Source organism: Lelliottia sp. RD5 (assembly GCF_056032945.1).
The window spans coordinates 216487-228812 of record NZ_JBVYHQ010000007.1; the positions used below are offsets into that span (position 1 = coordinate 216487).

At 50.7% G+C, this 12326-nt stretch carries 12 protein-coding genes; 1 reads left to right on the forward strand and 11 read right to left on the reverse strand.

The window, feature by feature from the left end; all coding sequences use genetic code 11:
- Window positions 1–37 precede the first annotated feature (37 nt).
- Window positions 38–1408: a bifunctional UDP-N-acetylglucosamine diphosphorylase/glucosamine-1-phosphate N-acetyltransferase GlmU gene (gene glmU / locus AC0LWE_RS19395; protein WP_219347220.1), complete on the reverse strand. Its 1371-nt coding sequence runs from the start codon at window positions 1406–1408 to the stop codon at window positions 38–40.
- A 344-nt stretch (window positions 1409–1752) separates the two neighbouring features.
- Here glmU and AC0LWE_RS19400 point away from each other — a divergent pair, with 344 nt between their 5' ends.
- Window positions 1753–3855 carry a right-handed parallel beta-helix repeat-containing protein gene (locus AC0LWE_RS19400; RefSeq protein ID WP_219347221.1) on the forward strand — a complete coding sequence of 701 codons (2103 nt, stop codon included), beginning with the start codon at window positions 1753–1755 and terminating at the stop codon, window positions 3853–3855.
- Window positions 3856–4191: 336 nt separating this feature from the next.
- On the opposite strand, the gene AC0LWE_RS19405 is transcribed toward AC0LWE_RS19400, so the two are convergent.
- The 10 genes from AC0LWE_RS19405 to rsmG all read right to left on the reverse strand — a co-directional run bounded on the left by AC0LWE_RS19405 (window position 4192) and on the right by rsmG (window position 12307).
- On the reverse strand, window positions 4192–4611 hold the full coding sequence (locus AC0LWE_RS19405; protein ID WP_003023809.1) for a F0F1 ATP synthase subunit epsilon: 420 nt from the start codon (window positions 4609–4611) through the stop codon (window positions 4192–4194).
- Between the two features lie 20 nt (window positions 4612–4631).
- Window positions 4632–6014 carry a F0F1 ATP synthase subunit beta gene (atpD, locus tag AC0LWE_RS19410; RefSeq protein ID WP_015961088.1) on the reverse strand — a complete coding sequence of 461 codons (1383 nt, stop codon included), beginning with the start codon at window positions 6012–6014 and terminating at the stop codon, window positions 4632–4634.
- Window positions 6015–6040: 26 nt separating this feature from the next.
- Complete coding sequence (gene atpG / locus AC0LWE_RS19415) at window positions 6041–6904, reverse strand: F0F1 ATP synthase subunit gamma (RefSeq protein ID WP_059180676.1); 864 nt, start codon at window positions 6902–6904, stop codon at window positions 6041–6043.
- Between the two features lie 50 nt (window positions 6905–6954).
- Window positions 6955–8496, reverse strand: a complete 1542-nt coding sequence (gene atpA, locus AC0LWE_RS19420; RefSeq protein ID WP_015961086.1) for a F0F1 ATP synthase subunit alpha — start codon at window positions 8494–8496, stop codon at window positions 6955–6957.
- Between the two features lie 12 nt (window positions 8497–8508).
- Window positions 8509–9042 (reverse strand): F0F1 ATP synthase subunit delta, encoded by a 534-nt coding sequence (gene atpH / locus AC0LWE_RS19425; RefSeq protein WP_059180677.1) that lies wholly within the window; start codon window positions 9040–9042, stop codon window positions 8509–8511.
- Window positions 9043–9056: 14 nt separating this feature from the next.
- Window positions 9057–9527 (reverse strand): F0F1 ATP synthase subunit B, encoded by a 471-nt coding sequence (atpF, locus tag AC0LWE_RS19430; RefSeq protein ID WP_015961084.1) that lies wholly within the window; start codon window positions 9525–9527, stop codon window positions 9057–9059.
- A 48-nt stretch (window positions 9528–9575) separates the two neighbouring features.
- Window positions 9576–9815, reverse strand: a complete 240-nt coding sequence (gene atpE, locus AC0LWE_RS19435; RefSeq protein ID WP_000429386.1) for a F0F1 ATP synthase subunit C — start codon at window positions 9813–9815, stop codon at window positions 9576–9578.
- A gap of 50 nt (window positions 9816–9865) precedes the next feature.
- On the reverse strand, window positions 9866–10681 hold the full coding sequence (atpB, locus tag AC0LWE_RS19440; protein ID WP_015961083.1) for a F0F1 ATP synthase subunit A: 816 nt from the start codon (window positions 10679–10681) through the stop codon (window positions 9866–9868).
- Window positions 10682–10689: 8 nt separating this feature from the next.
- Window positions 10690–11070 carry a F0F1 ATP synthase subunit I gene (gene atpI / locus AC0LWE_RS19445; RefSeq protein ID WP_059180678.1) on the reverse strand — a complete coding sequence of 127 codons (381 nt, stop codon included), beginning with the start codon at window positions 11068–11070 and terminating at the stop codon, window positions 10690–10692.
- 613 nt (window positions 11071–11683) lie between these two features.
- On the reverse strand, window positions 11684–12307 hold the full coding sequence (gene rsmG, locus AC0LWE_RS19450) for a 16S rRNA (guanine(527)-N(7))-methyltransferase RsmG (protein WP_219347222.1): 624 nt from the start codon (window positions 12305–12307) through the stop codon (window positions 11684–11686).
- Window positions 12308–12326: the final 19 nt, after the last annotated feature.

The window sequence follows — 12326 nt, forward strand, 5'->3', positions numbered from 1 at the left end:
ACGATCCTCGATGGGAGGACGGTTCAGGTGAGGTCAGTTACTTTTTCTTGACCGGACGCTGCCAGCCTTGCTTGTGAACCTGCGGCACACGGCTGAGAACGAGCTCATTTTCCGCCACATCACGCGTAACGGTCGTGCCCGCCGCAATCGTAACGCCTTTACCGATTGTGACTGGCGCCACCAGCTGGCTGTCAGAACCGACGAATACATCATCGCCGATAATGGTTTTGAATTTATTGGCACCATCGTAGTTACAGGTAATCGTACCCGCACCGATATTCACGTTATCGCCAATTTCCGCATCGCCGAGATAGGTCAGATGACCGGCTTTCGAGCCTTTACCCAGACGGGCCTTTTTCATCTCAACAAAGTTGCCAACGTGCGCACCTTCCAGCAGTTCAGCACCTGGACGCAGACGCGCGAACGGACCAATAGTACAGGCGGCTTCCAGACGTGCATCTTCCACCACGCTGTACGGGCTAATCTCGCAATCGTCACCAATGACGCTGTTTTTGATGACACATCCGGTACCGATTTTAACGCGATGACCCAGCGTCACTTGGCCTTCAATAATAACGTTAGTGTCAATTTCGACATCACGCCCGTGAGCAAGCGTACCGCGCAGGTCGAAACGCGCCGGATCGCGCAGCATCACACCCGCAAGCAGCAGTTTTTCCGCCTGCTCAGCCTGATAGATACGCTCCAGACGGGAAAGCTGAAGACGGTTGTTTACGCCGTCAGTTTCGCTGATGCGCGTCGGATGAACGGCTGTAATTTCATGGCCTTCGTGATGCGCCATTGCGATGATATCGGTGATGTAGTATTCACCCTGCGCGTTGTTGTTGTTCAGTTTTGACAACCAGCGTTTCAGATCCGCACCGTTGGCGATCAGAATGCCGGTGTTAATTTCCTGAATCTGGCGCTGCTCCTCGGAGGCGTCTTTATGCTCGACAATGCCCGTCACCTTGCCGTTTTCGCGGGTGATACGGCCATAGCCCGTCGGGTCATCCAGTTTTACAGTGAGTAAACCGATACCACCCTGCGGTTTGGCTTCACGCAGACGCGTTAAGGTTTCAACAGCAATCAGCGGAACGTCGCCGTAAAGCATCAGAATGTCTTCGTCGTCTGCAAAGAATGGCGCGGCCTGCTGCATAGCATGGCCGGTACCCAACTGTTCAGCCTGAAGCACCCAGTTGAGATTCTCATCGCCCAGCGTCTTTTTAAGCAAATCACCGCCGTGTCCGTAGACCAGGTGAACATTGCTCGCGCCCAATTCATTTGCAGCATCAATGACATGCTGCACCATCGGCTTTCCTGCCAACGTGTGCAACACCTTAGGAAGATCGGAATACATGCGGGTGCCTTTGCCTGCGGCAAGGATGACCACGCTCATTGTATTATTCAACATACGCGTCCTGACTGTAATTTGAGTGAGAAGTAGAACCCTTTGACGTTGAAAATTCTACATATTTTGCAGCATAAAATGGGCTGCTGGTAAAACGCTCAACATCCGGCATTAATGGCTATTTGAAGATACTTTTAAGGGCAGAGTAAATCACTTTTCATCCGGAAAATAGCTTTCTAGTGGGAAGTCGCGAGCGCCTACAACAGGTTAGCTATTTTTTCGCCTCATGAATAAAGATCGCCTCAAAGCAAAACAACGTTTTAATTATCCAATATTGTGACAACCAAAAAAGAAACGACGTTTCATCTTGATGATAATGGCGCTCAAATATCAATCAGGAGAATAAGATGAATTATAAAATACCTCTGGCCCTAATGATGTGTAGCTCCTTTATTGTCAACGCAGCAGAACAGCATCACGTCTGGAAAGCCATTGCGTTTGGCCAATCGACAGACGTGAATTTCTCATCAAACGTGTTGCCCGAGAAAATCGGCGTCAACGACGTCACTATAGATGGAAAAAAACTGACGCCGCAAGACGCAGTTGATCTCTCCAAACCCATCACGATTGAAAGCCGGGGAGGCAAAATCGCCAATTCGCACGACGGATTGACGTTTTTCTATACCGAGCTTCCAACCCGCGAGAATTTTATTTTAGAAGCGACCGTCAGGGTCGATCAGTTTGGTCCGGAGAATGGGGCTAAGCCAGCGGCGCAGGAAGGCGCAGGGCTGTTAGTGCGTGATGTGATCGGCGTGCCGCGTCAGCAACCGCTGAAAGAGGGCTACGAAGAGTTTCCTGCAGCGTCGAATCTGGTGATGAATGCCATTATGACGCAGGATAAAAAGGACCATCAGCGGGTAAAAATGCAAGTAATCACGCGTGAAGGTGTTTCCCGTCCGTGGGGCAACGCAGGCGCGGCGATAAAAAAACAGAGCTACAAGGAAGAAGTGGATTTAAGCCAGACGCCTGAATTTCGGCTTAAGCTGCAAAGAACGAACGAAGGGTTTGTCACCGCGTGGGCCCCCGCTGGGAGTGACGCGTGGGTCAGCCAAAGCGTTCCCCGTGCCAATTTAATTTCGGTACAAAATCAGGATCGCTATTACGTTGGGTTCTTTGCTTCTCGTAACGCAAAAATCACCGTGACCGATGCGGCTCTGACAACATCTGTGGCAGAAACGGTCGCCAGCAAGCCCTGGCAACCAAAAGCATTACCACCTGTTGTGCAGATCGCCTCGCCAGGCAAGAGCACCTCTGAAGATTATCAGGTACAAGCGCGCGCCAACTATGATGGCGTCTTCCGTCTTCGCCAAAACGAAGTGGTGATCGGCAATGATAAATCCGTTAAAGCGGGTGAAATGTATTCCGTGCCTGCGAAACTGAGTGATAACAACGCCTTTGACTTAACGTTTACGCCTGCCAGCGGTGAGCCTGTGCAGCAGAAATTCACCGTCGAAAAAGTGGCAGGTATCACGGCAACGACCTTGCACGTTTCCCCGGAAGGGAAAGCGGAGGGTCAGGGAACGGTCGCTTCACCGATGGATTTAACGACTGCCATTAGCCTGCTGGCGCCAGGCGGCAAAATCATCATGGCGAAAGGTGATTATCCACGCAGCGAAATCCCGGTTTCGTCCAGCGGCAGCGCGGACAACGTCAAAACCCTGCAGGCGGATGGGAAAGTGGTGATTCAGGGGTTGCTGGTGGATGCCAGCTATTGGCACATCAACGGAATTGACGTTACCGGGAAAAGCCTGCGCGTTCAGGGCAGTCATAATCTGATTGAAGATGTGACGGCTTATCGCAATGACGATACCGGCATTCAGATTTCATCCCCGGATAACGTAGGCCGCCCGCTGTGGGCAAGCTATAACCGGGTGATCAACGCCGAATCCTATTCCAATGAAGATCCTGGCAAAATTAACGCCGATGGATTTGCGGTGAAGATGCGCGTCGGTGAGGGTAATCGCCTGGAAAACTGCATTTCTCATGACAATATCGACGACGGCTTTGATCTGTTCAATAAGATTGAAGACGGTGCCAACGGCGTTGTGGTGATCGAGAATTCCATTGCACGCAACAACACCAGCAACGGTTTTAAACTCGGCGGTGAAGGGCAACCCGTCGCGCATGAAGTGCGTAACAGTAAGGCGGTGGGAAATCATCTGGATGGTTTTACCGATAACTTCAACCCAGGCCAACTGGTTGTCGAAAATAATGTGGCGGTGGACAACCAGCGCTTTAACTTTATCTTCCGACCAAGCCCGTACGGCGATCCCTCTACACAGGGCATTTTCTCCGGTAATAAGTCAGTACGCACGCAGCCTGGACGCTATGACGACGCCGTCGTCGGTAACGTTGATGAGACGAATTACTTTATGCAGAAAGGGAAAAGCGTGAATAGCGAGGGGAAGGTATTAGACGAGAAAGCCACGTTAGCTGAGCTGAAGTTGTAGCAGATGGCGCTTGCTTATCGAACCACTGTAAGCACAGCGCCACGTTGCATATCAGCGGTATTACAGATTGAAAGTCCCGAAAGAGATATTCATGCTGCTGAAAAGGGCGATGATTTTGTTGATCAGTTTCATGTTGGCATCCTGTTTTTAATCTGAATTAATTATGTGATACACATCACAAAAACAAGTCTACACCTCAAAATTTAACCGATCAACATTTTTGTGAGATACATCACAAAATAGTAAAACACCTTTTCAGTTTCAATTATCCTGAAACGCAAGCATAAAAAAAGCCAGTCTGAAACCAGACTGGCTTTTGTACTTTTCAAGCCGGTGTTACATCGCTTTTTTAGTCAACTCGATAACGCGTAATTTCGCGATCGCTTTGGCCAGTTCAGCAGACGCCTGTGCGTAATCCACGTCGCCATGAGAGCTCTTAATATGCTCTTCTGCTTTACGCTTCGCTTCCAGAGCTCGCGCTTCGTCGAGATCCTGGCCACGAATAGCGGTATCAGCAAGAACGGTCACACTGCCAGGCTGCACTTCAAGAATGCCGCCGGACAGATAGATAAACTCTTCATGACCGAACTGTTTTACGATGCGGATCATACCAGGCTTAATGGCGGTGAGCAGCGGCGCGTGTCCTGGGAAAATACCCAGTTCACCTTCACTACCCGTTACCTGGATTTTCTCGACCAGACCAGAGAACATTTGTTGCTCTGCGCTGACGACGTCCAGGTGGTAAGTCATTGCCATATCACCCTCCGATTAAGGCGTTAAAGTTTTTTGGCTTTTTCCACGGCTTCGTCGATGGAACCAACCATGTAGAACGCCTGCTCCGGCAGGTGATCGTATTCGCCTTCCATGATGCCTTTAAAGCCACGGATGGTGTCTTTCAGGGAAACGTATTTACCAGGGGAACCGGTGAATACTTCCGCTACGAAGAACGGCTGGGACAGGAAGCGCTGAATCTTACGTGCGCGAGCTACCACCAGTTTATCTTCTTCAGACAGCTCATCCATACCCAGGATGGCGATGATGTCTTTCAGTTCCTGGTAACGTTGCAGCAGGGACTGTACGCCACGCGCGGTGTCGTAGTGTTCCTGACCAACAACCAGTGGATCCAGCTGACGGCTGGTGGAGTCCAGCGGGTCAACGGCTGGGTAGATACCCAGAGACGCGATCTGACGGCTCAGTACCACGGTTGCATCTAAGTGAGCAAAGGTGGTGGCTGGAGATGGGTCAGTCAAGTCATCCGCAGGGACGTATACGGCCTGAACGGAGGTGATAGAACCGGTTTTGGTAGAAGTGATACGTTCCTGCAGAACGCCCATCTCTTCCGCCAGCGTCGGCTGGTAACCTACCGCTGAAGGCATACGGCCCAGCAGCGCAGATACTTCAGTACCGGCCAGGGTGTAACGGTAGATGTTATCTACGAACAGCAGTACGTCACGACCTTCGTCACGGAACTTCTCAGCCATAGTCAGACCGGTCAGCGCAACGCGCAGACGGTTTCCTGGTGGCTCGTTCATCTGGCCATAAACCAGGGATACTTTATCCAGAACGTTGGAGTCGGTCATTTCGTGGTAGAAGTCGTTACCCTCACGAGTACGCTCACCCACGCCTGCAAACACGGAGTAACCGGAGTGCTCGATCGCGATGTTACGGATCAGCTCCATCATGTTTACAGTTTTACCCACGCCCGCACCGCCGAACAGACCAACTTTACCGCCCTTAGCGAACGGACACATCAGGTCGATAACTTTGATGCCGGTTTCCAGCAGTTCCTGAGAGCTAGACAGCTCTTCATAGGAAGGTGCTGCACGGTGGATTGCCCAACGGTCTTCTTCACCGATGTCGCCTTTCATGTCGATTGGTTGACCCAAAACGTTCATGATACGACCCAGTGTTGCTTTACCTACCGGGACTTCGATCGGGTGTTCGAGATCTTTAACAGCCAGACCACGACGCAGACCGTCGGAAGAACCCATGGCGATAGTACGTACGATACCACCACCGAGCTGCTGCTGAACTTCCAGCACCAGACTCTCGTTACCATTCTGTACCTCAAGAGCATCGTACACGCGCGGTACGGCATCCTGAGGGAATTCGACGTCAACCACGGCGCCGATTACCTGGACAATTTTTCCAGTAGCCATCTTGAATCCTCTACGAATTAACCTGGTTATACCGCGGATGCACCACCGACGATTTCGGTGAGTTCCTGAGTAATGCTGGCCTGACGAGCTTTGTTGTATACCAACTGCAGCTCTTTAATCAGGCTGCCGCCATTGTCGGTCGCGGCTTTCATCGCCACCATACGTGCGGCCTGCTCGCTGGCCAGGTTTTCTACCACGCCCTGATAAACCTGAGATTCAACGTAACGACGCAGCAGGGTATCCAGCAGCGGTTTCGGATCGGGTTCATACAGGTAATCCCAGGCTTTCTGCTTCAGCTCTTTATCTTCTGATGCCGGTAAAGGCAGCAGCTGAGTGAGGGTCGGAACCTGAGACATGGTGTTAATAAATTTGTTGCTGACAACGTAAAGTCTGTCCAGACGGCCTTCATCATAGGCCTGCAACATCACTTTAACCGGGCCAATCAGCTCGGACAGGGATGGGTTATCACCCATGCCCGTCACCTGAGCGACAATATTGCCGCCTACGGAATTAAAGAAAGAGACGCCTTTAGAGCCGATCATCGCGATATCGCTCTGAACGCCTTTATCAGACCAGACTTTCATATCCGCCAGCAGTTTTTTGAACAGGTTAATGTTCAAGCCACCGCACAGACCACGGTCGGTAGACACCACCAGGTAGCCCACGCGTTTAACGTCGCGTTCTTCCAGGTAAGGATGCTTGTATTCCAGATTACCGTTTGCAAGGTGACCAATCACTTTGCGCATGGTATCTGCATAAGGACGGCTGGACGCCATGCGATCCTGCGATTTACGCATTTTGGAAGCGGCGACCATCTCCATCGCTTTAGTGATCTTCTGCGTGTTCTGGACGCTTGCGATCTTACTACGTATCTCTTTTGCGCCGGCCATGAGCTTCTCCTCAATGCCTTGCGGTCTGCCCTAAGACAGACCGCCGGACGTTACCAGGACTGGGTTGCTTTGAAGGAATCGAGGATGCTTTTCAGCTTGCCTTCGATTTCGTCGTTATAGCCACCGGACTGGTTGATCTCTTGCATCAGCGGAGCGTGATCACGGTCAACGTAAGCCAACAGAGCGGCTTCGAAGCTACCGATTTTCGCCAGTTCCACATCTTCGAGGTAACCGCGTTCAGCCGCGAACAGCACCAGGCCCTGTTGTGCAACAGACATTGGGGCATACTGTTTCTGCTTCAGGAGTTCGGTCACTTTCTGACCGTGGCTCAGCTGTTTACGGGTTGCTTCGTCCAGATCGGACGCGAACTGCGAGAACGCCGCCAGTTCACGATACTGTGCCAGCGCGGTACGAATACCACCGGACAGTTTTTTGATGATCTTGGTCTGAGCAGCACCACCAACACGGGATACGGAGATACCTGGGTTAACTGCAGGACGAATACCGGAGTTAAACAGGTTGGTTTCCAGGAAGATCTGACCATCGGTAATCGAAATTACGTTGGTTGGAACGAACGCAGAAACGTCACCCGCTTGGGTTTCGATAATCGGCAGCGCAGTCAGAGAACCGGTTTTACCTTTTACTTCACCTTTGGTGAAGTTCTCAACGTATTCCGCGTTTACGCGGGATGCGCGCTCAAGCAGACGGGAGTGGAGATAAAACACGTCGCCCGGGAATGCTTCACGTCCTGGTGGACGACGCAGCAGCAGGGAAACCTGACGGTAAGCAACAGCCTGTTTAGACAGGTCATCGTATACGATCAACGCATCTTCACCGCGGTCACGGAAGTATTCGCCCATTGCGCAACCGGCATAAGGCGCCAGGTATTGCAGTGCAGCGGATTCAGAAGCGGTCGCAACCACAACGATGGTGTTAGACAGTGCGCCGTGCTCTTCCAGTTTACGAACCACGTTAGAAATGGTGGACGCTTTCTGGCCGATAGCCACGTACACACATTTGATACCGGAGTCGCGCTGGTTGATGATCGCATCGATTGCCATCGCGGTTTTACCGGTCTGGCGGTCGCCGATGATCAGTTCACGCTGACCACGACCGATTGGGATCATGGCATCAACGGATTTGTAACCAGTCTGCACTGGCTGATCAACGGACTGACGTTCGATAACGCCTGGTGCGATAACTTCGATTGGCGAGAAGCCATCATTATCAACCGGGCCTTTACCGTCGATTGGTGCACCCAGGGTGTTCACCACGCGACCCAGCAGGCCACGGCCGACCGGTACTTCCAGAATACGACCAGTACATTTGACTTTCATGCCTTCGGCAAGGTCAGCGTACGGGCCCATCACAACTGCACCTACGGAGTCGCGCTCCAGGTTCAGTGCGATTGCGTAACGGTTACCCGGCAGGGAAATCATCTCACCCTGCATACAATCGGCCAGGCCGTGGATGCGGATAACACCGTCACTTACAGAAACAATAGTACCTTCGTTATGAGCTTCACTCACAACACTAAACTGAGCAATGCGCTGCTTGATCAGTTCGCTGATTTCGGTGGAATTCAGTTGCATGCTCCAGTCCCCTTAAGACTGCAAGACGTCTGCAAGGCGTTCAAGACGGCCGCGTACGCTACCATCAATGACCATATCACCCGCTCGGATGATTACGCCTGCCATTACAGACTTATCGATTTTGCAATTCAGCTTAACTTTGCGTGACAGACGTTTTTCCATCGCGGCGGTGATCTTCGCAAGCTGTTCTTCACTCAGTTCGTTCGCCGAGGTTACTTCAACTTCGGCGGTAGCTTCACTGAGAGCACGTAAGTGCTCGAACTGCTCAAGAACATCCGGGAGCACGCGTAGACGACCATTTTCAGCCATAACCTTAATCAGGTTCTGGCCGCTGGCGTCCAGCTGCTCGCCACAAACGGCGATAAACGACGCAGCAAGCGTTTCTGGTGCTAAAGCACCTGAAAGCATCTCAGCCATTTGCTCGTTTTTCGTTACCTCAGCGGCAAACGCCAGCATATCCTGCCAGCGATCGACATTTTGGTGTTCGACAGCAAAGTCAAAAGCTGCTTTGGCGTAGGGGCGAGCTACCGTAACAAATTCAGACATCAGCCCCTCCCTCCTTACAGTTCAGCGACAAGTTTGTCCACGATGTCGCTGTTAGCAGCTTCATCCACGGAACGTTCGATGATCTTCTCGGCGCCAGCAACAGCCAGAATCGCAACCTGCTTACGCAGTTCTTCACGTGCACGTTTACGCTCAGCATCAATTTCAGCCTGCGCCTGTGCAACGATCTTAGTGCGTTCCTGTTCTGCTTCAGCTTTTGCTTCGTCCAGGATCTGTGAACGGCGTTTGTTAGCCTGTTCAATGATGACCTGAGCTTCTGCTTTCGCTTTTTTCAGCTGGTCTGTCGCGTTGGCCTGTGCAAGGTCCAAATCTTTCTTAGCGCGCTCTGCAGAAGCCAAACCGTCAGCAATTTCTTTCTGACGTTTTTCGATGGCAGCCATTAACGGCGGCCATACATACTTCATGCAGAACCAGACAAAGAGAATAAACGCGATGGCCTGGCCGAGGATTGTTGCGTTCATGTTCACAGCACAATACCTCTTAAATTTCTGTGGCTTAGGTTTTTCGAACTACTACTACGCGACAGCAAACATCACGTACAGACCCAGACCTACAGCGATCATTGGGATTGCATCCACCAGACCCATAACGATAAAGAACTGAGTACGCAGCAGAGGAATCAGATCCGGTTGACGCGCTGCGCCTTCCAGGAATTTGCCCCCGAGGATGCCGATACCGATCGCAGCACCGATAGCCGCCAGACCCATCATCACAGCGGCAGCCATGTACAGCAGATCCATATTCAGGTTTTCCATGACAGTCTCCAGTTTGTTTCAAAAAAAAACGTAGTAGTGTTGGTAAAAAATCAGTGCTCTTCAGACGCCATCGACAGATAGACGATCGTCAGAACCATGAAGATAAAGGCTTGCAGCGTAATGATCAGGATGTGGAAAATGGCCCATGGCACATTCAGAATCCACTGTGACCACCACGGCAGAAGACCCGCGATCAGAATGAAAATCAGCTCACCCGCATACATGTTGCCGAACAGTCGCAGACCGAGAGAAACCGGTTTGGACAGCAGGCTCACGCCTTCCAGGATCAGGTTGACCGGAATAAACGCCCAGTGGTTGAACGGCTGCAAGGTAAGCTCTTTCACGAAGCCGCTTACGCCTTTCATTTTGATACTGTAGAAAAGAATCAGGATGAATACGCCCAGCGCCATGGACAGGGTGATGTTCACGTCAGCAGACGGAACCACACGCAGTGCAGGCAGGCCGAAGACATGCTCACCGATGTATGGCAGCAGGTCGATAGGCAGAAGGTCCATCAGGTTCATCAGGAAGACCCAGACGAAGACAGTCAACGCCAGTGGAGCAATCAGCTTGCTCTTACCGTGATACATGTCTTTGACGCTGCCATGAACAAAGCCGATGACTAATTCAATTGCCGTCTGGAATTTCCCTGGAACGCCGCTGGTCGCTTTTTTAGCAACGCTACGGAACATGGCCAGGAACAACAGACCCAACACCACCGAGAAGAACATGGAGTCAATGTTGAGCGTCCAGAAGGTGGCCGGGGGGTTATGCGGATCCACCAGCGAGAATGTACGCAGATCCATCTGAAGGTTCGTCAGATGATGACCTATGTAATCCTGCGGCGTCATATTTTCTGAAGCCATGATGCCTTTTACCCTTTGTTGTTGATTACAGCTGGTGCCAGAACTTGTACCACCAGCACCAAAACCCACGTCACGATCAGCGGCAAAAATACCACTTTGAAAACAGCCAGCGCCACCACCAAAAAGGCAAAGGTCAGCAACACCTTACACACTTCGCCAAGAGCGAAGGACCAGGCCACGCGGCCTTTGGCGGGTGTATGCGCCTGATGACGCCAGGCAAAAATCATAAATAACATGTTAGGCAAAACAACTGCCAGACCTCCACAAACAGCGGAGATGCCCCAGAAGGGGTCTTTCAGGCTGAACAGCAGTCCACTTGCTACTACGGCCAAAAACTGTATGAACAGAAGTTTACGTGCAACGTTTCTACTCAAGAGTGACACAGACATCACGTTAAACTCCTGCTCCCTTCGAGGTACGTCGCGTGTCGTATAAAACGTTCTTTAAGGCTCAGAGTCAAGCAGCAAAAAGCGGACAAATTATACGGTGCGCCCCCGTGAATTCAAACAATAAGTAGCGAAAAGGTGAATAAATGTTTAAAAATTTTTCACCACCGCTATTTTTTAACTTTTCATCAAAGAGTGAGCCAGGATGCAAAACGGCAAACAGCTCGGAAACGTTGATGATAAAGCGTGCACGAGATCACAAAATATACATTTACGATAAGGTCATATTAATCAAATCCATAAATCAGATTATTTCATCTTTATGATATTAAAGGTTAATTAACGCAACTTTTCTCAAAACAACCCTATCTACAACAAAAACCTTTCATTGACATTCTTAATAAAAATTTAACATCAACGTGTCGTTACTCAATCCGACTTTTCGCAGGCTTATATTTTCGTGGTTGACTATCTTTTGGGTGAACAACGCTGATTACGTTAACTTCAGGAAAACCCCAAGTAACAATCAGGTTAAATCAGCCTTTAAGGGAATCTTTTTTCCGTGCTGTTTTTTAACACACTAAGAACAGCACAAATTCCACATTTTTATACATTTTTAAAAATGATTTGGTTTAATCACCACCAAATGACGCTCACCATCAAGTTGCGGAACCTGAAGCTTAGCAATGGACTCGACGCTATAACCCGCAGGTAGCTGGGCGATTTCATCGTCAGGCACTAACCCTTTGAGCGCATAAAAACGGCCATCCTGCGCGGGTAAATGCTTGCACCAGCTCACCATATCGTTGAGGGAAGCAAAAGCACGGCTGATCACGCCATCAAATGGAGGCTCGGAAGGAAACGCTTCTACCCTGCTCTGCACCGGCTCAATATTTTCAAGCTTCAGCTCATGCTGCACCTGGCGCAGGAAACGTACTCGCTTGCCAAGGCTGTCCAGCAGGGTGAAGTGGCATTCAGGACACACAATAGACAGCGGAATACCGGGTAACCCCGGACCAGTCCCGACGTCAATAAAGCGCTCGCCGCGCAGATGAGGCGCAACCACAATGCTATCGAGAATATGGCGAATCAGCATCTCGTTAGGATCGCGTACTGACGTAAGGTTATACGCTTTATTCCATTTGTTCAGCATATCGACATACGCCACCAGCTGGTTTTTCTGGTGATCGGTGAGCGAAATGCCGGCCTGTTCCAGCAGACGAGAGAGTTTGTTGAGCACGGTGAATACCTGTAGAGAG